18 protein-coding genes are annotated in these 21,240 nt (G+C 60.9%); 2 read left to right on the top strand and 16 right to left on the bottom strand.

All coding sequences use genetic code 11. The features are described 5' to 3' along the window. Positions 1-5 precede the first annotated feature (5 nt). From VWY60_RS16515 to VWY60_RS16465, 11 genes are all read right to left on the bottom strand, one after another. Positions 6-272, bottom strand: coding sequence for a hypothetical protein (locus tag VWY60_RS16515; RefSeq protein WP_416535291.1), 267 nt, complete (start codon positions 270-272; stop codon positions 6-8). Next, on the bottom strand, positions 272-1,669 hold the full coding sequence (locus VWY60_RS16510; RefSeq protein ID WP_416541187.1) for a DUF6638 family protein: 1,398 nt from the start codon (positions 1,667-1,669) through the stop codon (positions 272-274). Before VWY60_RS16510 ends, VWY60_RS16515 begins: the two co-directional genes overlap by 1 nt. Beyond that, on the bottom strand, positions 1,670-2,497 hold the full coding sequence (locus VWY60_RS16505; RefSeq protein WP_416541186.1) for a hypothetical protein: 828 nt from the start codon (positions 2,495-2,497) through the stop codon (positions 1,670-1,672). It abuts the gene before it with no gap. 113 nt (positions 2,498-2,610) lie between these two features. After that, on the bottom strand, positions 2,611-4,548 hold the full coding sequence (locus tag VWY60_RS16500; protein WP_416541185.1) for an ATP-binding protein: 1,938 nt from the start codon (positions 4,546-4,548) through the stop codon (positions 2,611-2,613). 107 nt (positions 4,549-4,655) lie between these two features. Beyond that, complete coding sequence (locus tag VWY60_RS16495; RefSeq protein ID WP_416541184.1) at positions 4,656-5,777, bottom strand: hypothetical protein; 1,122 nt, start codon at positions 5,775-5,777, stop codon at positions 4,656-4,658. 147 nt (positions 5,778-5,924) lie between these two features. Then, positions 5,925-6,119, bottom strand: a complete 195-nt coding sequence (locus VWY60_RS16490; protein ID WP_416541183.1) for a hypothetical protein — start codon at positions 6,117-6,119, stop codon at positions 5,925-5,927. Positions 6,120-6,121: 2 nt separating this feature from the next. Further along, positions 6,122-7,204, bottom strand: a complete 1,083-nt coding sequence (locus tag VWY60_RS16485; RefSeq protein ID WP_340546763.1) for a hypothetical protein — start codon at positions 7,202-7,204, stop codon at positions 6,122-6,124. Between the two features lie 219 nt (positions 7,205-7,423). After that, positions 7,424-8,050 carry a class I SAM-dependent methyltransferase gene (locus tag VWY60_RS16480; RefSeq protein WP_340546762.1) on the bottom strand — a complete coding sequence of 209 codons (627 nt, stop codon included), beginning with the start codon at positions 8,048-8,050 and terminating at the stop codon, positions 7,424-7,426. 18 nt (positions 8,051-8,068) lie between these two features. Beyond that, positions 8,069-8,821 carry a CDP-alcohol phosphatidyltransferase family protein gene (locus tag VWY60_RS16475; protein ID WP_260079953.1) on the bottom strand — a complete coding sequence of 251 codons (753 nt, stop codon included), beginning with the start codon at positions 8,819-8,821 and terminating at the stop codon, positions 8,069-8,071. A gap of 351 nt (positions 8,822-9,172) precedes the next feature. Further along, entirely contained in the window at positions 9,173-10,381 is a 1,209-nt protein-coding gene (locus VWY60_RS16470) for an aminopeptidase P family protein (protein ID WP_416541182.1), read from the bottom strand. A gap of 260 nt (positions 10,382-10,641) precedes the next feature. Then, on the bottom strand, positions 10,642-11,427 hold the full coding sequence (locus VWY60_RS16465; RefSeq protein WP_416541181.1) for an alpha/beta hydrolase: 786 nt from the start codon (positions 11,425-11,427) through the stop codon (positions 10,642-10,644). 202 nt (positions 11,428-11,629) lie between these two features. Between VWY60_RS16465 and VWY60_RS16460 the strand changes: the two genes are divergently transcribed. Together VWY60_RS16460 and VWY60_RS16455 are read left to right on the top strand one after the other, a co-directional pair. After that, on the top strand, positions 11,630-13,105 hold the full coding sequence (locus VWY60_RS16460; RefSeq protein ID WP_416541180.1) for an NAD-dependent succinate-semialdehyde dehydrogenase: 1,476 nt from the start codon (positions 11,630-11,632) through the stop codon (positions 13,103-13,105). 135 nt (positions 13,106-13,240) lie between these two features. After that, entirely contained in the window at positions 13,241-15,430 is a 2,190-nt protein-coding gene (locus tag VWY60_RS16455; RefSeq protein ID WP_416541179.1) for an esterase-like activity of phytase family protein, read from the top strand. Positions 15,431-15,521: 91 nt separating this feature from the next. On the opposite strand, the gene VWY60_RS16450 is transcribed toward VWY60_RS16455, so the two are convergent. The 5 genes from VWY60_RS16450 to VWY60_RS16430 form a co-directional block, all read right to left on the bottom strand. Beyond that, positions 15,522-15,980: an Hsp20 family protein gene (locus tag VWY60_RS16450; protein WP_416538240.1), complete on the bottom strand. Its 459-nt coding sequence runs from the start codon at positions 15,978-15,980 to the stop codon at positions 15,522-15,524. Positions 15,981-16,223: 243 nt separating this feature from the next. Beyond that, positions 16,224-17,063: a trypsin-like serine peptidase gene (locus VWY60_RS16445; protein WP_416541178.1), complete on the bottom strand. Its 840-nt coding sequence runs from the start codon at positions 17,061-17,063 to the stop codon at positions 16,224-16,226. 128 nt (positions 17,064-17,191) lie between these two features. Further along, positions 17,192-18,526 carry a glycolate oxidase subunit GlcF gene (glcF, locus tag VWY60_RS16440; RefSeq protein ID WP_416541177.1) on the bottom strand — a complete coding sequence of 445 codons (1,335 nt, stop codon included), beginning with the start codon at positions 18,524-18,526 and terminating at the stop codon, positions 17,192-17,194. Positions 18,527-18,529: 3 nt separating this feature from the next. Beyond that, positions 18,530-19,630, bottom strand: coding sequence for an FAD-binding protein (locus tag VWY60_RS16435; protein ID WP_416538238.1), 1,101 nt, complete (start codon positions 19,628-19,630; stop codon positions 18,530-18,532). 86 nt (positions 19,631-19,716) lie between these two features. Then, positions 19,717-21,165 (bottom strand): FAD-linked oxidase C-terminal domain-containing protein, encoded by a 1,449-nt coding sequence (locus VWY60_RS16430; RefSeq protein WP_340546754.1) that lies wholly within the window; start codon positions 21,163-21,165, stop codon positions 19,717-19,719. Between the last annotated feature and the right edge of the window lie 75 nt (positions 21,166-21,240).

Below are 21,240 nucleotides of genomic sequence, written 5' to 3'. Positions count from 1 at the left end.
CGACCTCACATGAAATTCATGACATAAACCAGAAGCGCAATGGCCCCCAGCGGCACGATATAGACCAGCAGGATCAGCCTGCGCCGCAGCGAGCGATCATATTGGTGCAGCCCGCGCTGGATGAAGGCGGAACGGTCTCCGGTCAACCCCTTCTCGGTCCAGCGGCGTTTCAGCTTGGCCCGACGTACCTCGCGCGAGTAGAGCGACACCAGGGCATAGATCACCGTCAGCACCACAAGAAGGATCGCCATCAGGCGAATGAAGGCAAACATCAGCGCCGCCCCCGCGTATTGCCCCGGCGACCTACCGCCCCCCAGGGGCCGACCCGCTCGACCAGACGATCCGGGGAAGGCGCCTGCTCGGCCCCCCGACGGCGGGCCTCGACCGCAGGGCTGCGACCGCTCATATCCGGCTCATGGCCAAAGAGAGCAGCCCGCGCGCCGGCCTTGTCCACGGCATATTCCCGCGCAAGGAAGGTCACGACGTGATCCTTCTTGTTCTCTGGCCAGCCGCGATACTGCTGATAGAACGCCTCCTTGTGGCAGATGAACAGCTGGCGGAAATCCAGCGGGGTCAGCTCTGCCAGCAGCATGTTGACCAGATCGCGATCCGGCGTATTGGTTGCCCGCAGGCAATAGAAATAGGCGGGATGGTCCGATTTGATCTGGGGCCATGCGCCGCCGCTATCTGCCCAGCGGACCATGGCCGCCATACCCTCGAACTCCGCAGGCAGATCACTGGCGTGACGCGCTGCCAGCCGCCGCAGATCGCTGCGCGACAGGCCGGAGAGGTCCATGCCCTTATCCGCCAGCACACTGATCGCCAGAAATCCCATCTTCTGGCGCAGGATGGCCGCGCCATCGACACCGCGTGCGCGGATGATCGGCTCCACCAGCCCGTTCAGCTCCAGAAACTTGGCAATGGCGTTCTTCTGGCCAAGGTCGAACACATGGTCCAGCGGCACGCCCTCGGGCTTGGCGCCGCTGGCGATCACCGCCGGGTGCTCCACCTTCTGAAACACGTAAAGCCCGCCGAAATGCGCGGTCCAGAAATTCTGCTGCTCAAACACCTCATGCTTCAGCCGCACCGGGTTGCGGGTGACATCGCCGGTTTTTTCCGCCGTCTCGATCATCTCGGCGATCAGCGCGTCATCGAACCAGCCGTCTTCCTCACTCTTGAACCGTTCCACCAGCTCCGCCAGCCGATCCGCCTGCCGCAGCGTGGCCCGCGTGGTGTCGGCCTCGATCCGCACCTGACGGATATCGAACAATTTGGCCGGGGTCGTGACCTCGAAGACCGAATTCACCAGCTCGCCCGCCACCGCATCCGTGGCCGTCAGTGCAAAAAGCTGGCTTTCATTGGCGGCAATGAACCGGCGCAGAATGTCCCGGCTGGTGGAGAATTTCACATTCAGGAGCGGGCAGCGCTTCTGCTCGGTACTGAGCAGGATGAACTGCCGGTTGACGCCCGCGTGGTTCAGATAGTGATCATCGCCCAGCTCATCGCCCACCTCCGGCGAGTAGCCAGAGATATCGACGTGGAAATCCGTGAGGGTGGTGGTTTTGCCGGTCAGATGCTTCAGCGCGCGGTTATACCGCTCCACCAGCGCGGGCGAGGCCACATGGAAAAGATTGCCGAACATCAGACCGTTTTGGATGAGGCGTTTCAATCAACCAATCCTTTCGAGAAAATTCGCTGGGTTCATTGGGTCGCTTGCATCATCGGACCAGATATTGTCATCGACAAACCTGTTAATGGCATGGTGCAAATCAGTGAAGCCAATGCTACTAAGTCTCGCGAGCTGATCTTCGGGCAAAGCGTCCCACAAGTTACTGATCTGCTGGGTAAGGCCAGCTATTTTGAGATAAGGCGCGATGGATCCTCTAAGGAGTGACTGACCGCCAAGATCCAGATCTTCATTCCTGATGTAAAAGTCTGTCACAGCATCCTTATTTCGAAAGATATGGATATCGATGTCCTCTGCGGCACGTCGCTCAAATAGCTTCTCGTTATGCGCATCATTCATCCCAAACAGGTCGCCTGCACGGCTTTCTAAATCGAGCAAGTCAGACAAAGATTTTAGCTGTACATTCAGCAGCTTTCGCGAGCGCTCACCTTGTCTGTCCTCTAACTCTGCAGCAAAGACAGCGGCTTGTTTTTGCAGAAGCTTCACCTGTTCACTTTGCGCGTCAGCCATCCGCTCAAACTCTTCTCGCTGCTCGCGGAGTTCAGTAGCTTGCAACAACACAGTCGCAATAAGCCAAACGAAAGCTAACACACCGGCCAAACCTGCGAGCGTATCACCAACTTCATTTGGAGGAGCCACCAGCAAGTGCCTCCATTTCGGAGGGCAGTCGCCTTTTGGAAAAAGAATCTCATTGCATGTACTTGCTAGTCCGAACCAAAGAATGAGACAGACAAAAGTTAGCGTCACCAAACATGCCCACATGATTGGGTTTTGCAGTCTCCAAAAGGCACGCGGGCTTTTCTCAGCCATTTAAGCCTCCCCGCCCGAGGCGCTTGCGGTTCGGGTAGCGCCCGTCCGCCCCCATGGGCGGGCGCCATGCTTCCGCCCGCGGGCGGACTCTGCCCTTCTGTGGAGAAGAATGCTCACCCCTTCCCCTCCAGATACCGCCGCTTGGCTTCTTCCTGCCGCCCGAAATCGCGCACCATGTTTTCAATCGCCACCTCATCCGACTTGTCGGCATAGCGGAACTCGCTGTCGGCGTAGCGGTTGATCTCCTGCACCACCATGTCGACCGTGATGGGCACCCGCAGCTCCGCAATCATCGCGGATTTGGTCTCGTAATCCTTGAACAGGAACAGCTCCGGGTTCTCCATCCAGTCGTCCGGCAGCTCGAAATCCATCGCCCGGACCTTGACCGCATCGGTGATGTTCTTGATGGCACGGCCGGTGAACCGCTCATCCGCCTGCTGGATTGCCTTGAGGTACGTGCCGAGCTTGGCCAGATCATCCAGCGCGCCGATCTGGTCATGCACCCGGCCAAAGACCTCCATCAGCCCCGGCTCCTGCGGGCGGTTGTGCGCCTCGAACGACCGTGCAACGGCCTGTTTGATCTCCTGCGCGCCGTAAAGGTCATGGTCGCCCAGCGGAATGCTGTGGTTCTTGCCCATCAGGAGGGTCAGGATGTCGATGTAATCCTCCCGCGTCTGCGGCCCGTCCACCAGGAACCGCGCGCCGGCCCGCTGCCGCAGGGCGTCATCCACATTTTCCGGGTAGTTGGAGAACATGCCAAAGGTGCAGTTGCCGCGTACCACGGTATTGGCGCCGGCAAAGGCCTCCATGAACACCGCCGTCACCTCCTGCTGGCCCGCGCTGGACTGGCGGTCGCCGCGTTTCCCTGCGATCTGGTCGATGTCGTCGATGGTGCCAAAGCCGATGACATGCGGGTCGATCACATTCTGGATGAAGGATTTGGCGTTCTGGCCGGACTTGCCCTGATAGCTGTCGATATTGTCGATGCCGAAATTCTGGTAGCGGAAGGCATAGCCTGCGTTCTGGCAATAATCATGGATGAGGCCGGCCATCATCTGAATGAGCGTCGTCTTGCCCGTCCCGGGCTTGCCATCCCCCATGAAGGTGAAGATGAAGCCACCCATCTCGGCAAACGGGTTCAGGCGGCGGTCGAAATCATAGGCCATCAGCATTTTGGACAGGCGCAGTGCCTGGTATTTGGCGATATGGTTGCCGACCACCTCATGCGGTTTCTTGAACGCCATGGTGAGCGTTGTGGACTTTGCCTTCGCCGCCGGTTCAAAGCCGCTGATGGTCAGGTCATCCGCCTCCACCCGCCAGTCCGCAGCGGTGAACGCTTCCAGCCGCGGCGCGTTCTGGGCGCGCAAGGCCGCCTTTTCCATCAGCTGCTCCGCATAGGCGGCCGTGGCCGCGATCAGATGCGCATCATTGGGGGCATGCAGCGCCAGTTTCTGGTCCAGTTCCCACAGTGCCCCGTGCAGCGCCAGCGGCGCGTTATCCGTCAGCAGCTCCTCCGCCTCGCCCACCTCGGCCTGCGCCTCGGAGCCGTGCGGTGCCAGCAGATAGGCCGCGGCATTGGCAAACACATGCGCCGCAATCAGCGCCTCGGCGGCCAGCAGTTCGGTGAACTCCCCCTTGCGCGCCGCGTCCAAAGAACCGGCCAGATTGGCCCGCTTCAGATCCGCCAATCCGGACACATCCGCATAGGCCTCCCCCATCGCCAGGGAGACCGCCAGCGCCCGGCGCAAGGCATGCTGCAGGGTCGCCTGAAGCGGCGAGGTCAGCGGATCATCGTCATCCGCCGCCTCGATGCGGGCAATCAGATGCACACCCTCAGGGCGCGCGGTGGAGCGTGTGACCAGCCCCGGCGTGGTGGAGCGGAAACGCCGACGCGTGCCAATCCCGGCTGAGCGCTCCGGCGCCTTGCCCTCGATCGCAGGCTTGGCAATGCGCGGGGTGTGGTCAAACCCCTCCAGCATCGCCGCAGCCGCCGCGTAGTGCTTGCGGATATCCTCTTCCCGCAGTTCCATCTGGTTGCCTGAAATGCTCATCTCACCCTCTCAATCCGTCGCTTGCGGGCCTAAAATCCAACCCGCGCTTCTTCTGGCCATAAAATATCCCCGCCGGAGGCTCCCGCACTCACGGCTCGCGCAGCCGCTCAATACCGCAGCACCTGCCCAGTGTCGCTCACCACAAACTTCTGCACGTCGGCAAATCCCGGCGGATCCAGCTCTGCCAGCACCTGGAACGGGCGCTGCGGCAGGATGATGGCGCGCTGGGTCCGGGTCGCGCCGGTATCCGCGCCGCGGCCGCCAAAGGGGTCAAGCGCAAAGATCTGCCGCTCCACGGTGCCGAACCAGCCGGCGCGCTCCTCGCGCACGTCTTCGCTCTCCAGCTCCTCCAGCGTCCAGGCCAAGGCCCAGTCCTGGCCCGCGGGCGCCTCCGCCTCCTCCAGCACCCGGTGCAGCGGGCCGGACTGATCGGTATAGGCGGAGGAATACATCGGCCCCACATGGTAGCGGCGCAGATGCTTGGGGTGGAGGTCGTCGAAATCCTCGTCAAACCCCTTGGCAATCGTGACCAGCTTCAGCCCGGCCAAGGCCTGTGCCATCAGATGCGCCTGCACCTCGGGCCAGCGGCGCTCATCCTTGGGCAGCGCCACCTTGCCGCTGTCCTCCAGCTCCATCAGGTAGATCACCGGCAGGTTCACCTGGCTGTCGTAGGCTGCCCAATGCAAAAGGAAGCGCCGACGGCGCGGGCCAAGGTTTTCCAGCCATTCGCAGACCGGATCATTTTGGGTCCAGAACAGCTGCCCCTTCATGAGCTCCTGATAATAAAGCCGTTGCGACAGAGCGAATTGCAGTTTTGATGGCGTTGTGCGCTCCGAGATGATGGTGCGCACCATATCGTCCTTCAGCTGCGCCTCACTGGCCATATTGGCCAGGTGCCGCTCCGCCTGCTGGGCGTCATTGGCCATGGTCATCAACTCGGCGGCGACGGGAAATCCGCTGTCGCGCTTGTCCATCGCCAGGCTACCAAAAAAGCGGCCCGTGTCGCGCCCCGCCATCAGGTATTTCATCGACAGCGCGCGGAAGGTGAAGTTCAGCCGCATCAGGTAGGCGGTCAGCACCTTCACATCGGATTTCGATAGCCGCCCCTCCGCCTGCATCGCTGCCGACACCCGGGTTAGGTGCCGGATAATGGTCTCGAACTTCTTGAAATACCGGCGTGAGGCGAAGGTATCGCTGAGGCCGGCGTGATCATGCGAGGGATCGGTCATGACAACCCTCCGGGATGCACAGCAGCCCAGATTGCGCCCGACCCGCCCCCCAGAGCGGGCGCGGAGTACGCCCACCCTCGGGCCGGGCGTGACCCTCTGTTGAATTTTCTGAACATCTCAATTCCAATACTGAGTGACACCAAGTGCCTAGCCATCCCGCTCCTTACGCAGATCCCAGGCAAATGCCGCAAACATCCCAGCCACTGCAACTAAAACCCAGCCCGCATAAGGGTCGCCAACAGCGAAGTAGAGAACAGCCAAAGTCCCAAAAATGACCGCCAGCACGCTCCACCAGAACCAATTCGGCGGCCACGAGACATTCAGGAACTCCAGCCAGTCCAAGCTCACCCCCCATACAGGTTCTTATCGTGCTTCTCGACAATCGCCGCGAACCGGCGGGCAAAGCGTTCATCGGCCTTGGCCTTCTTCTCCAGCACGTCGCGGGCGAACACCATGTTGTCCTCGTGGCTTTCCAGCATGTCGGCCATCTTCTGGTTGGTCGCAGTACCGATTGCGGCCATTGCGGTCTGGGCTTCTTTATCTGTCTGCACGCCGATCTCGTTGATCCGGTGCGCCACATCCTGCTGCTGTGCGGTCTTCAGCGATTTGGTCAGCGCGTCATACAGCACCACCCGCTGCTGGGTGTCCGTCTGCAGCTTGTTGATCAGCACCATCTGCGTCGCCGCCTGGTTTTGCAGGGAGTCGACCCAGGTCTTGCCCTTCTCGATATAGCGCTCCAGCGTCTGGGATTTCGCCAGTTTTACCTGCTCGTCCTGCACCATCGCGTTGTATTTTGCGTTGATCTCCGCCAGCTCTGTCTCCAGCTTGGTGCGTGCCGCGGCGTCCTGCTCGACAGAGATTTTGTTCTCGAGCTCGATGATCTGCGGGTCCAGCGCCACAATCTCTGCACGCACGCCTTCCAGCTCCTGCACCGTCAACTCGCGGTCGTCCAGAGTGGCCGAGAGGTTCACCTGTACCTTCTCGCGCTGCTCTTCCAGAGTGGCCAGCTGGCCCTCCAAGAGTTTCACGATGACGTCGGATTTGGCGATCAGATCCTGAAGCTTGTCGTCGATACTGGCGGTGCGCATCCGCTCCTGGCGCATCGAGTCCGATTTGCCCTTGGAGAAGAAGCCGACAAAGCTCTCCCAGCCGGTTTTCGAGCGCATCTCGTCGAAATCTCTGGAGAAGGCTGTTGTCACATCGTCGAGGCCCATGATCAGCTCGGCGATATTGGCGTTCATCACCTCGGTGTGGGCGTGAACATCCTCCAGCGTCGCGTTTTCGATGTCGATGCTGGCATCCTCGCCCGCCTCGATCTTGCTACGCGCCACCTCGATGCGCGAGGTCAGCGCCTCGATCTTGGATTGCGACTCGCGCACCTTGTCCTGGGAGGCGCGTACCATCTCGTCAAATTGTGATTGGCTCATAAAGTGCCCTTTCTGCAATGTCTTATGTGTCATATGGGGAATGTGAACAGAATTTACATCCCCCGGATAAAGAAAACCCGACTGCCGTGCCGTCATCAGGCACCAGACATCAGGCCGGTTGGCGATAGTTTTGCAGAGCCACCCCGCAATGAAAAGACCGACCGGCTCCCCGATCGGTCTTTGCCGTCAGATGACGCCCCCACCGTGCGGCACGGCGGCTCAGACGGACTGAATTTTGGACAGCACCAGAAACGTCATCAGGCCAAAGGGCGGCAAGGGCTGATGATGCTCCACGGACAGATGATCTTCACCGAGGATCGTGTCGAGTTCAAAATCCGAATGCCAGCCCAGCACATTGGCAAAGGGCGCCGAAACCCGTTCAATGAAGGCCAGCACCCCCTGTTCGCGCAGAAAATGATTGGTGATGACAACCTTGCCCCCGGGTTTGAGGACACGGGCAATCTCGCCCATCACCTTCTCTGGATCGGGTACAACCGACAGGACATGCATGGCAGAAACGGTGTCGAAGGTGGCATCGGGGAAATCGAGCGCGCGCGCATCCATCTGGCGCAGTGCCTCGACATGATGCAGCTTGTTTTCGGCGACACGTTTTTTCGCCTTGCGCAGCATGTCTTCGCTGAAGTCGATACCGGTGACTTTCAGGTGGGATTTGTAGAGCGGCAGAGAGAGGCCGGTGCCAACGCCCACCTCCAGAACCCGACCGCTGCGATGTTCATTGACGTACCCAACAGCGCGGCGGCGGCCGACATTGGTGATCGCCCCGAAGGTCTTGTCATAAACGGGCGCCCAACGGGCATACGACGTTTCAACAGCCTTTATATCCAATTCTCCACCCTTACTCTTTTATGCGCCGGTCTCCGGCGTTTTCCTCTTAACCAATCCCCAGGCCACCATCGCGGCATACCCAAGGCACAGGATCACCAACGTAATCCATGCGTAAATCAGGACGGCTGCCCCCGCAAAGGCAAAACCGACCAGAAAGTACTTCACGTTTTCGCGCGAAATTTTGACAGCCTTCAGCGACCAGGTTGGCACATGGCTGATCATAAGCAATCCAATGACAACCATGTGAAGGCAAATGAGAATGTCCGGGACCACCGGCGCGTCGGCGAAGGCAAATGAGATGAACATCGGCAGCATGGCCAGGAGCGCCCCCGCCGGAGATGGGACGCCTTCGAAATAGACGCTTTTTGCGGTGACTTTCTGCTCGGACTTGGTGGAGACATTAAAGCGCGCCAGACGCACCACGCAGCAGACCGAGAACACCAGCACCGCGAGCCAGCCGAGGCCGCGCATATCCTGCAATGCCCAATAGTATATCACCAGCGGTGAGGCGACGCCGAAGTTGAGGAAATCCGCCAGCGAATCGAGCTCAGCGCCCATCTTGCTGTCGCTGCGCAGGATACGCGCCAGACGCCCGTCAAACCCGTCAAGGATCGCAGCCGCCAGGATCAGCTGAACCGCCAGCGTGTAATTGCCCTGCACCCCAAAGCGGATCGCAGACAGCCCCGCACAGATGGCCGCGATGGTCATCATGTTCGGCAACAGCTGGATCAGCGCATATTCGGATTTTCGCTTCTCCGGGGGGTGGTGCATGGCTGTGATATGTCCTTGTTCACGACCGGGATCCACCGCAGCCCCGCATAAGCCGGGAACCGGGCGTGATCGCTGGATCAGATGTCGCCTTAGCGCACATATGCCTCATGCCGGACGCCAGCGCAATCTTTGCGACACACCGGTCCGGTCTGACGGCAGGATCATCCGACACCCGCAGCGAAGACGCGCGGCACCCCGCCGCTCGCAGATCGGGGGAGACCTTCGGAAGTGCGATGTGGCACCGTGCCTTGCACGGTGCCACGCCCAACTGGGACGGCCTCCCTTCGGGAGGCGGGGAGCAGGCGGGAGCACTCGCCTGCCGACAATATTTCAGCCCATCCAGCGCCGGGGTCAGCCGACGACGTTGAACTCCGGCCCGTAGGGGTATTTGGTGATGTTCTCGTTGCCGTCCTCGTGGATGATCAGGATGTCATGCTCACGGTAGCCGCCGGCGCCCGGCTGGCCGTCGGCAATGGTCAGCATCGGCTCCATAGAAATCACCATGCCCGGCTCCAGCACCGTGTCGATGTCCTCGCGCAGCTCCAGCCCGGCCTCGCGGCCATAGTAGTGCGACAGGACGCCGAACGAGTGACCATAGCCGAAGGTGCGGTATTGCAGCAGGTCCTGTTCCTCAAAGAAGGCATTGATCTGATGAGTGATCTCCGCACAGCTTGCCCCCGGTTTCAAGAGCGAGATGCCCAGCTCATGAGCCGCCACATTGGCCTCCCAGATGCGCAGCGAGTCGGCATCCACCTCCTTTACGAACATGGTCCGCTCCAGCGCGGTGTAATATCCTGAAATCATGGGGAAAGTATTCAGGGAAAGGATATCTCCGCGCTGCAGGGTGCGACCGGTCACCGGGTTATGGGCGCCATCGGTGTTGATGCCGGACTGGAACCAGACCCAGGTATCGCGGTATTCGGCATCCGGGAAACGCTTGGCAATCTCCAGCTCCATCGCGTCACGGCCCGCCATCGCCACGTCAATCTCCCGCGCACCTTCCCTGACCGCGTCGCGGATGGCAAAGCCGCCGACGTCCGCCACCGCAGCACCGGCCCGGATCATCTCCAGTTCAGCTGCGGATTTGCCCATCCGCTGGCGCATGGTCGGCTCATAGAGGTCGACCAGCTGTGACGGCTTCAGGAAGCCCTCCAGCTTGGCCTTCTGCAGCAGGGTCAGGTGGTCGCTCTCATAGCCGACAACCGCGCCCTCGCCCGATACCGACTTGATTGCACGCCAGAAATTGTCACGCTGCCAGTCGGTATAGGTGATGTTGTCGCAGAACGAACGGCGCCAGGGCTGGCCCGCGTCGATACCTGCCGAGATGGTCACGGCTTCGCTTGCGGTCACCACCAGACCGTAGGGGCGGCCAAAGGCGCAATAGGTGAAGCCCGAATAATAAGAGATGTTGTGCATCGAGGTGAAGACCGCGGCGGACACACCGGTGTCTGCCATGATCTTGCGCAGGCCTGCGATCCGCGTCTCATATTCGGAAACGGCAAATTGCAGCGGCGCCTTCTCACCATTGTGAAAACGATACATTTCAGGACGTGAAGTCATAGTCGACCCTTCCATCTTACAAGAAAGGTCCCGGCGTTCAGGACGTGTTTTTTGAGATCAATCATGGGCAATATGCTGTGCATGCGGCGACGCCATCGCCTTACCCGTGACACCACGATAGGCCGAGCGCCACCACGGCGCTGGTTCGAAATCACCAGCTATCGCCCAAAAGCGACCTCGACACGGGCTGCCGAAACGCCCCCTGGAAAGATAAGGGCCGCAAATTTATGCGGCCCGGTGATCGTAATCTTTCGGATCGGCTACCTGGTCAGCAGCTTCACCAGATCGCTTTCAGGATCGGCCAGCGGTTCGACCACGTTGAAATGGTGCTTGCCAAAGGCGATCACGTGATCTGCGTCCCAGGCTTCGGTGAGCCAGACCGCCTGATCCAGAAACGCCGGGCGTTCTTCACCGCCAACCCAGACAGTGACCTCCGCCGGATAGCGGTCCTGCATATCCACCGGGCTTTCCGCCGCCGCACTGGCTGCCTCCATCTTGAACTTGTCGTTCATTGAGGTCCGCAGAAGCGGTCTCAGATCCGCAAGAGGCGAAATCGGCACAACCGTCTGGATGCGCTCCCCCACCTCGGCGGGCAGCAGCGCCCTGTCCAGCATCCGCGCCACCAGATGCCCCCCGGCCGAATGCCCGGCCAGCGAGATCGGGCCGGGCACCTCTGCTGCAATGGCCGTCACCGCCGCCGCAATCTGGCGGGTGATATCGGCAATGCGCACCTCGGGGCAGAGGTCATAAGAGGGCATGGCGACAGCATAGCCATGGGCCAGCGCCCCGACCGCAAGATGGGACCAGCTGGATTTGTCAAAGGCGAGCCAATAGCCGCCATGGACAAAGACAAGGAGACCCCTACTCTCTCCTTTCGGGAAGAACAGGTCATATTTCTGGCGTTCGCTGTCCCCATAGGAGACGTCAATACGCGACCGCTCCCGCATGGCGTTGCGGAAATCCTCGGCCGAGGCCGCCCAGCGTGGCGGATAGCTTTCAGCGTTCTCAATATAGGCCCCGTTGGAATATGCGTCGTCCAGTTCCATGCCGGACCTCCCCTTTTTTGGTATTTGCCCTACCTGACTACCTTGGGTCGGACATGTCAAACGGCCCACGGCAACCGGCGGCGCAATAGCGAGCCACATACCGCCGGTATATTTGATCAAATTCTGGACTCATCACTCTTTCTGGACATATCAAGTGACAGCTGATTTCCATTGCCAGCAAACGACATCCGGGAGGCAAGCCATGCTTGACGCGACTACAGATCTGAAATCCCTGCTCAAAGACCCCAGCCTGCTGGAAAGCCGGGCCTATATCGGCGGCCAGTTCGTTGATGGCGACGACGGCACCTTTGACGTGATCAACCCGGCCCGTGGCGATGTGATCGCGCAGGTGGCCGATGTCAGCCGCAGCCAGGTGGCAGGCGCCATCGCCCATGCAGAGGCGGCGCAGAAGGACTGGGCCAAATGGACCGGCAAGGAGCGCGCGGGTGTGCTGCGCAAATGGTTCGACCTGATGATGGCAAACCAGGAGGATCTGGCGGTGATCCTGACCGCCGAGATGGGCAAGCCTCTGGCGGAATCGCGCGGCGAAATCGCCTATGGCGCATCGTTCATCGAGTTTTTCGCCGAGGAAGCCAAACGCATCTATGGCGAGACTATTCCGGGCCACCAGCGTGACAAGCGCATCACCGTTCTGAAACAGCCGATCGGCGTTGCAGCCTCCATCACGCCGTGGAATTTTCCCAATGCGATGATTACCCGCAAGGCGGGCCCGGCGCTGGCGGCTGGCTGCGCCTTTGTCTCCCGGCCCGCCGAGCTGACCCCGCTGTCGGCGACCGCTCTGGCGGTTCTGGCGGAGCGCGCCGGCATTCCTGCGGGTGTGTTCAATGTCGTCCCCTCCTCCAATGCGTCTGAGACCGGCAAGGAGTTCTGCGAGAACAAAGCCGTGCGCAAGCTGACCTTTACCGGCTCCACCGAGGTTGGTCGTATCCTGATGCGGCAGGCGGCAGATACCGTCATGAAATGTTCGATGGAACTGGGCGGCAACGCGCCATTTATCGTGTTTGACGACGCCGATCTCGACGCGGCTGTCGAAGGCGCGATCATGTGCAAATTCCGCAACAACGGCCAGACCTGTGTCTGTGCCAACCGGATCTACGTGCAGGCCGGTGTCTATGACGCCTTTGCTGCCAAGCTGAAGGTGGCCGTGGCCAAGATGACGGTTGGTGATGGCCTGAGTGAGGGCACACAGTTCGGGCCGCTGATCAACCAGAAAGCTGTTGAAAAAGTGCAGGCACATATTGCCGATGCCAAAGAGAAAGGTGCAGAGGTGATCCTGGGCGGCAATCCTTCGGAGCTGGGCGGCACCTTCTTTGAGCCGACGATCATCACCGGCGCCACACAGGATATGGTGTTCTCTCAGGACGAAACCTTTGGCCCGATGGCACCTCTGTTCAAATTCGAGACCGAGGACGACGTGATCGAGATGGCCAATGATACCATCTTTGGCCTTGCCTCCTATTTCTATGCCAAGGATCTGAGCCGGGTCTACAAGGTGGCCGAAGCGCTCGAATACGGGATTGTCGGCGTTAACACCGGCATCATCTCGACCGAGGTGGCGCCGTTTGGCGGCGTCAAGCAATCGGGGCTGGGCCGAGAGGGCAGCCACCACGGCATCGAGGACTATCTGGAGATGAAATACATCTGCATGTCGGTCTGATCCGCAACATAGGGCCCCGACAGATCGCTGTCGGGGCCTTCTTGCATCATCAAAACTACATCGAACCGTCACATTCCCGTTAGGCAGAACGGGCAGGAGCATGGGCAGTCAATTGTCCAATTTTCGGAGTAGCCGATGTTTCCGCGCCTCATGTGCCTGACTTCTGTGCTGGCCCTCACCGCTGGTGTCGCCCAGGCAGAGAAATCCTTTAACCGCGTCGCCGCCTTTCCCGTCGTCCAGAATATGGCCGCCGGTGAGGATCAGACGCGCGAGACCTCGCCCGAGATCATCGACGCTACAGCCGATGGCATGACGCTGGTCTATACCGACAGCCCGCTGGGCGCGCTGGGGCTGATTGATATCACCGACCCGGCCAATCCGTCCCCCAAGGGCAATATCGCCCTGCCGGGTGAGCCGACATCGGTCGCGGTTGTTGGCAGCACGGCCTATGTGGGCGTGAACACCTCTGAGAGCTACACGCAGCCCTCGGGCCTGCTGACATCCTTTGACACGGAAACAGGCGCTGAAACCGGATCCTGCGACCTGGGTGGTCAGCCGGATTCACTCGCCAAGTCCAAAGATGGCGCCTTCCTCGCCGTGGCGATCGAAAACGAGCGGGACGAGGATCTGAATGATGGCATGCTGCCGCAGATGCCTGCGGGCAATCTGGTGCTGGTGAATACCACCGAGGGAGGCCTTGATTGCGCGTCGATGAAGATGGTGAACCTGACAGGCCTTGCTGACATCGCAGGCGAGGACCCGGAACCAGAGTATGTCTCTGTGAATGGGCTGGGGGAAACCGTCGTCACCCTTCAGGAGAACAATCATCTGGTGATCGTCTCCAGGGACGGCGAGATCGTGAACCATTTCTCGGCAGGGGCTGTCGATCTGGAGGGTATCGACGCCACGGACGAACGCGGTGCACTGATTTTTGAGGAGAACCAGACGGGTCGCCTGCGCGAACCGGATGCGGTGACCTGGATTGATGACGCCCATTTCGCCACCGCAAACGAAGGCGACTATCAGGGCGGATCGCGCGGCTGGACGATCTTTAACAAGGACGGCACCGTCGTCTATGACAGTGGCACTTCCTTCGAACATGCAATCGTGCAGATCGGCCACTACCCTGACAAACGCTCTGACGCCAAAGGAGTGGAACCCGAAAGCGTGATCTTCGCGGAGTTCGACGGCACACCCTATGTATTTGTCGGGGCTGAGCGGGCGTCTGTTGTCGGCGTCTACGATGTCAGCGATATGGCCAACCCGGTGCTGACACAGCTCTTGCCCTCGGGCGTCGGCCCGGAAGGCTACGCTGTACTGCCTGAGCGCAATCTGCTGGTCTCCGCCAATGAAAAGGACCTGATCGACGACAAGGGCCCCCGCGCCCACGTGATGATGTACGCGCTACAGGATGGCGCGCCGGTCTATCCGCATCTGACCTCTGCCGGGGCGGATGAACTGATCGGCTGGGGCGCGCTATCGGGCATGGTCGCGGATGCCGATGGCATGATCTACGCGGTCAACGACAGTTTCTATGGCTTCCAGCCCTCGATCTTCAAGATTGACCCCAGCCAGACACCGGCCCGCATCGTCGATGTGATCCGCATCCATCGGCAGGACGGCAACCCCGCCCAGAAACTGGATCTGGAAGGCATTACGCTTGACGGCGCAGGCGGCTTTTACGTGGCCTCCGAAGGCCGCAGCGATCGCGTCATCCCGCACGCGATCTATCACGTTTCCAAGGATGGTCTGATAAAGGCAAAGACGGGTGAAATCGGTCTGCCCGCCGAACTGATGGCGGTTGAAAAACGCTTTGGCTTTGAAGGCATCACCAGGATCGGCGAGACGCTCTGGATGGCGGTTCAGCGCGAGTGGAAAGACGATCCCAAGAACCACGTCAAACTTGTGGCCTACAATCTGGAAACCAAGGAATGGGGGGCGGTCCATTATCCCAAGGCTGAGCCGCAGACCGGCTGGACCGGCCTGTCGGAGATCGTGGCGCATGGCGATTATGTCTATGTGATCGAACGCGACAACCAGCATGATTTCCGCGCCATCACCAAGAAGATCTACCGCGTTCCGCTGGCTGAGATGCAGCCTGCACCGCTGGGCGGCGATCTGCCGGTTGTCAGCAAGGAGCTGGTCCGCGATCTGCTGCCCGATCTGACCGCAACCGGTGGCTACGTGCTGGACAAGGTCGAAGGCCTCGCGATCACTGCCGAGGGAGAAGGCTTTGTCGTGACGGACAACGACGGCGTCGATGATGCCTCCGGCGAGACGATGTTCTTCTCCATCGGGATGGTCAGCCAGCTCAAGGTGAACTGAGCCGACTCCCGACACAAAATCAAACAGCCCCCCGGCGGATCCGGGGGGCTGTTGTGTTTCTGGATTAACCGAACTCAGCGATCAGCGCGGATCAGTTGACCGGTTTGGCGTCCAATTCGCGGGTATTGTTTGAGGTGATCTCGATCCGGCGCGGTTTCAGCGCCTCGGGCACCTCGCGCTGCAGGTCGATATGCAGCATCCCGTCGGAGTGGCTGGCGCCGGTGACGCGCACGTGGTCGGCCAAGGTGAACCGGCGCTCAAACGCGCGGGTCGCGATACCGCGATGCAGGTAGGTGCGGTCGCTGTCATCCTCGGATTTCTTGGCCGAAACGACGAGCGCGTTTTCCTTCACCTCGACACCCAGATCGGCTTCGGAGAAGCCCGCAACGGCAATCGAGATCCGATAGGCATCAGCGGCGGTTTTTTCGATATTGTAAGGGGGATAGCTCGGCTGCGCGACATCAGAGCTGAGTGCACGATCCATCAGGTCGGCGATCTGGTCAAAGCCAATGGTGGCCCGGTGCAGCGGTGCAAAATCAAAACTACGCATGTGTCATCCTCATCAGTGAGCGATTTCAACCTGCCCTCCCAATCGGGACGGGCGTCTGAAGCGTCGGACCCCGTTCATCGGCGATCCGAACAGCACTGAGATAAGGACTGGAATTGCCGGTTCAAGAGGGCGTCCACCCTCTGGGGCGCACAAATTTCTCAGCTTTCATCCGGTTGCCGACAGCCGCCGAAATGCGCCTGAACCGCCGATCTACCGACCGGCTGCGGCCAGCGGCGCGAAATCTCATTGCTTGATGAACTTGGCCCCTGAGGTCGTACCCCGTTCGCCCACGGTCACACGCCCGACACCGGGCGGCATCTGGCCACCGATCCGGCTTCCGGCCAGCTGCGCGCGCAACAGCGCCAGTTCCTCAGCCAGGGCGGCCCCGAGCGCAACCTGCTGGCCTGAGACCTCGGCCTTGGCAGAGACGACCGACACAATCTTGGGCCGACCGGCATCAAAGGAAAACACCGGCGCACCGGAGGAGCCGTAGTCCACATCGCAGGACATCACCAGCACCCCCTCCTGCCGGGCCATGACGGCACAGACATCCTGAAGCGACGGCGCCTCCGATCGGTCATGCGCATAAGAGACAACGCCAATCCGGGCGCCTTTCTCCGGGCGCTGGTCGGTTTCAAACGGGGTCACTGTGGTGTTGCGGATCGGTCGTTGCAGCTGCAGGAGTGCGATATCGTTGCGCACCCTGTCGGTCGACACCTTGCCATCGTAGATGTAGCTTGGATGGATCACCGCCTGACGCACGCTGCGGTAGGCCGAGGCCCGACCATTGCGCCACCCGGCTAGAAATTCGATAGTCTGCGGCTCGATCCGGGTGCGGCTGTCCCGATCATAGAGGCAATGCGCTGCCGTCAGCACCAGATCCGGCGCGATCAGCGCACCGGTACAGAACCCTTCGCCATTGACGTCCAGCCGACCAACCGCCTGCCAGTCACGGCCCGCCTCTGTGGTTTCGAGGCGCTGGAGACGGCTGTCATCGGCAAGCGTTGCCGAGGGCACAGCAACGCCCGACAGCGCAGCTGCCAGCGACAGCACCAGCTGCCTGATCCGTATTCCCGCGCTCATCATTTCGCCGCCCCATGTCCCAATCGCTCGCCTCCGAGGGTAAGCACTGCTTGGGGCAAAATTACGGCAAGCGGACGTGGAATGCACCCGGGCAGTTTAGCGCCTGCGGCGGCTTCTTGCCGACCGCGTCAGCGCAAGATCGGGATCTCACCGGCCCGTGTGTCAGTGACGCTACCGCCCAGCTGGAGCGCGCGCGGCTTGGGCCCGCCTGTCGCCCAGTCCAACAGCTCAACAGTGTGCACGATAGGCAGCTCAGTACCCGATCCGATCTGCATCATGCAGCCAATATTCCCGGCCGCGATGAGATCCGGTTTCTTCGCCTCAAGCGTCTTGACCTTGCGCGCCTTCAGCTCTGCCGAAATTTCCGGCTGCATCAGATTGTAAGTTCCGGCCGACCCGCAGCACAGATGTGGATCCGCCGGTTCAACAATAGAGAAACCTGCCCGCTTCAGAAGGGTCTTGGGGTGGGTTTTGATCTGCTGGCCATGTTGCAGTGAACAGGCCGCGTGATAGGCCACGGTCAGCTGCTTGTCCTCACCTTCTGGCAGTTCCAGCTGCATCAGCAGTTCCGATATGTCCATGGCAATGGCCGACACCCGCGCCGCATCTGCCGCCAGAGGATCATTTCGGAACATATGCCCGTAGTCTTTCACCGTCGTGCCGCAACCGGAGGTGTTGATCACAATCGCATCGAGGCCCTTCCAGTCCATCTCTGTGCACCAGGCGCGGATGTTCTTGGCAGCGGTGGCATGGCTTTCGTCTTCGCGACCCATATGATGTGTCAGCGCCCCGCAGCACCCCCCCCCTTCGGCGACGACAACCTCGCAGCCGAGACGGCGTAACAGGCGGATGGTGGCATCATTGATATCGGTGTTGAGCGCCTTCTGCGCGCACCCGGTCATCAGGGCCACGCGTTTCTTGCGCGGTCCAATTGGTGCAAATCGCTGCGGATCATCGTTGCGGCTGACCGGCGGAATGCGCTTCGGCGCCATGTCCAGCATCGCCCGCAATCGCGCGTCAGGCACAAATGCACGAAACGGCCGTGCCAGCTTCGCCCCGACGAGCGCCAGCCGGAAGCGGCCGGGATAGGGCAGGATCCGCGCCAGCAGCCAGCGCAGGGCACGATCGCTCCAGGGCCGGTCATAGTGTTTTTCGATATAGGCACGGGCGTGATCGACGAGATGCATGTAATGCACACCCGACGGGCAGGTCGACATGCAGGCGAGGCAGGACAGGCAGCGGTCGATGTGCTTCACCGTCTTGGCGTCGGGCTTGCGCTCGTTCTCCAGCATGTCCTTGATCAGATAGATCCGTCCGCGCGGGCTGTCCAACTCATCGCCGAGAACCTGATAGGTCGGGCAGGTTGCCGTGCAAAAGCCGCAGTGCACACAGGTCCGCAGAATCTCATTGGCCCGCTGGGTGCCGGGATCGCGCAGTTGCTCTTCGGTAAACGTGGTTTGCATGATCTACCCCATCAGTCCCGGATTAAGAATGCCGCGCGGATCGAACTGCTGGCGCAGCCCCGCAGATATCGCGCCAAGCGTGGCAGGTTGCGGATGAAATTGTCCCAGCTGCTGCCGGGTTTGAGCAGACGCCCGCACCAGCGTTGCATGGCCTGGCACGCCGATCCGCGCCCGCAGGTCAGTCCCCTCGGGCACCAGCGCCCAGATCAGCCCGCCGCCCCAGTCAAACTGCAAAGCCTCCGCCCGCAGCGCGGGCGCCAGCGCCACCGCGTCGGAGGGTTTCACCGAAATACGCCAGACATCGCCCGGTTTGTCGTGGAAAGTTGCCACATCGCGAACCCCCTCCCACAATGCGGTGCTCTCACCAAGAGAGATCTCCGGGGCGCCAAATCCAGCCAACTCCTTCGCCAGGGCTTCGGCACGGTAGGCAACGGAGGCCTCAAACCCCTCAAGCCGGATATAGGCCCTTCGCGCATCCGGATCATAGGCGGCCCCGGTCACATCATAAGGAGAGCCCAGCGCAAGCGACATGGCCGCCACTGCTGTTGCCAGATCGGCGACGTCAACCGCCACGGTTCCGCAGGCTTCAGCCTTGGGCAAGACTTTCAACGACAGCTCACTCAACACACCCAGGGTGCCATGGGCACCGGCCATCAGCTTGACCAGATCATAGCCGGTGACATTCTTCATGACCCGGCCACCATTGCTCAGCACGTCACCGCGGCCGTCCACAAACCGCACCCCCAACAGGAAATCGCGCGCCGCACCACATTGGATGCGGCGGGGACCGGAGATATTGGCGGCAAACACACCGCCCATAGTGGGCGCGCCATCGGTTCCAAGCAGTCCGCGATGGTCCATCGGCTCAAAGGCGAGGCGCTGGTTTTCACCTGCCAGGATCTGCTTTACCTCCTCAACCGGTGTGCCCGCCTGCACAACAAGCGTCAACGCTCCCGGCTCGTAAAGGGTGACACCGCTCAACCCCGCGACCGACAGCGGCGCGCCGTTGTCGGCGATACCACGGGTGCCGCTGCCTCGGATACTCAAAGGCCCCTTGGCCCCCGCAATAATCTCGGCCAGTTCGGCCTCACTCTGAGGTGTCATGATTTCACCTTTTCAAAAATACTCTGGGGGTGTGGGGGCAAGGCCCCCGCAACAGGCCCACATCGGGGCCTGTCGACTACCATCAGTTACTGAGCCGCGATTGCGGGCGCGCGTCTGCTTTGGGTCGTGGACAGCGGGAACACTTTCGCCGGGTTGAGCAGCCATTTCGGATCGAACACATCTTTCACCCGCAGCTGCGCCTCGATATCGGCGGGCCGGTACTGATGTAGCATCAGATCGCGCTTTTCGATCCCCACGCCATGCTCTCCGGTGAGGCATCCGCCCACCTCCACGCAGAGCTTCAGGATTTCGGCACCAAAGGCTTCGCAGGTCTCCAGATCGCCGGGCTTGTTGGCATCGAACAGGATCAGCGGGTGCATATTGCCATCGCCCGCATGGAACACATTGGCGACGTCCAGTCCGAACTCCCGGCTCATTTCCCCAATGCGGCGCAGGACAAGCGGCAGCGCGGTGACAGGGATCGTGCCATCCAGACACATATAGTCGTTGATCTGCCCCATCGCCCCGAAGGCCGATTTTCGGCCCAGCCAGATCCGCGCGGCCTCGTCGCTGTCACGCGCCTCGCGCAGCTCCACCGGATTGTGCGAACGGGCTATCTCGGTGATCAGGCTCAGCTGGAGGTCAATTTCCGCATCGCTGCCTTCGACCTCGATGATCAACAGCGCCTCGCACATCGGGTAACCCGCCTTGGCAAAGGCCTCGCAGGCCTCGATGCAGGGCCGGTCCATGAATTCGATCGCAACCGGCAGAACCCCTGCCCTGATGATATCGCTGACGCAGGCCCCCGCCACCTCGTTGCTGTCATAACCGATCAGCACCGGGCGCGCGCCTTCGGGTTTGCGCAGGATCCGCAGGGTCGCCTCGGTCACCACGCCCAGCTGCCCTTCACTGCCGCAGATCACCCCCAGCAGATCCAGCCCGCCCGCATCCAGATGGGCGCCGCCGATCTCGACCACCGTGCCATCCATCATCACCATGGTGACACCCATGAGGTTGTTGGTGGTCACACCGTATTTGAGACAATGCGCGCCACCGGAGTTCATCGCGATATTGCCGGCGATGGCGCAGGCCAGCTGCGAGGACGGATCAGGAGCATAGAAGAAATCCTGTTCCTCCACCGCGCCCGAAACACTCAGGTTGGTGCGACCGGTTTGCACCCGGATAATGCGGTTGTCGTAATCCGTTTCCAGCACCGCGTTCATCCGCGCGACGCCCAGAAGGACACAATCGGCCGTTGGCAGCGCCCCGCCGGCCAGCGACGTCCCGGCCCCGCGCGGGACCACCGGCACGCCTGCCTCGTGGCAGATCCGCAGCACATCCGAGACCTCTTGCGTGCTCCGCGGCAGCACCACCAGCATCGGCGGGCATTTGTAGGCGGTCAGCGCATCACATTCGTAGGCCCGCGTCTCTGCGGGATCTTCGACCAGCGCATCCGCAGGCAACACAGCAGAAAGACGCGAAACAAGTTCAGCCTTGCGCGACAGGACGGTCTGATCCGGGGCTGGCATCTCCATGGGGCTCTCCTGTGGATTGCTAAATTTGGTAAACTAATATTACCAATTATACGATCTGGCAAGCCCCGAGTTCCG

Source organism: Phaeobacter sp. JH20_26 (genome assembly GCF_048056275.1).
GTDB lineage: Bacteria > Pseudomonadota > Alphaproteobacteria > Rhodobacterales > Rhodobacteraceae > Phaeobacter > Phaeobacter bryozoorum.
The sequence above is the reverse complement of the archived record's forward strand: the minus strand, read 5'-3'. Positions and strand labels throughout refer to the sequence as shown.

Coding starts and splice junctions, on each gene's coding strand:
- VWY60_RS16505 (WP_416541186.1), bottom strand. CDS start 2,497: ATGGCTGAGAAAAGCCCGCGTGCCTTTTGGAGACTGCAAAACCCAATC.
- VWY60_RS16470 (WP_416541182.1), bottom strand. CDS start 10,381: ATGACTTCACGTCCTGAAATGTATCGTTTTCACAATGGTGAGAAGGCG.
- VWY60_RS16430 (WP_340546754.1), bottom strand. CDS start 21,165: ATGGAGATGCCAGCCCCGGATCAGACCGTCCTGTCGCGCAAGGCTGAA.
- VWY60_RS16475 (WP_260079953.1), bottom strand. CDS start 8,821: ATGCACCACCCCCCGGAGAAGCGAAAATCCGAATATGCGCTGATCCAG.
- VWY60_RS16435 (WP_416538238.1), bottom strand. CDS start 19,630: ATGACACCTCAGAGTGAGGCCGAACTGGCCGAGATTATTGCGGGGGCC.
- VWY60_RS16455 (WP_416541179.1), top strand. CDS start 13,241: ATGTTTCCGCGCCTCATGTGCCTGACTTCTGTGCTGGCCCTCACCGCT.
- glcF (WP_416541177.1), bottom strand. CDS start 18,526: ATGCAAACCACGTTTACCGAAGAGCAACTGCGCGATCCCGGCACCCAG.
- VWY60_RS16450 (WP_416538240.1), bottom strand. CDS start 15,980: ATGCGTAGTTTTGATTTTGCACCGCTGCACCGGGCCACCATTGGCTTT.
- VWY60_RS16485 (WP_340546763.1), bottom strand. CDS start 7,204: ATGAGCCAATCACAATTTGACGAGATGGTACGCGCCTCCCAGGACAAG.
- VWY60_RS16500 (WP_416541185.1), bottom strand. CDS start 4,548: ATGAGCATTTCAGGCAACCAGATGGAACTGCGGGAAGAGGATATCCGC.
- VWY60_RS16515 (WP_416535291.1), bottom strand. CDS start 272: ATGTTTGCCTTCATTCGCCTGATGGCGATCCTTCTTGTGGTGCTGACG.
- VWY60_RS16495 (WP_416541184.1), bottom strand. CDS start 5,777: ATGACCGATCCCTCGCATGATCACGCCGGCCTCAGCGATACCTTCGCC.
- VWY60_RS16445 (WP_416541178.1), bottom strand. CDS start 17,063: ATGAGCGCGGGAATACGGATCAGGCAGCTGGTGCTGTCGCTGGCAGCT.
- VWY60_RS16465 (WP_416541181.1), bottom strand. CDS start 11,427: ATGGAACTGGACGACGCATATTCCAACGGGGCCTATATTGAGAACGCT.
- VWY60_RS16460 (WP_416541180.1), top strand. CDS start 11,630: ATGCTTGACGCGACTACAGATCTGAAATCCCTGCTCAAAGACCCCAGC.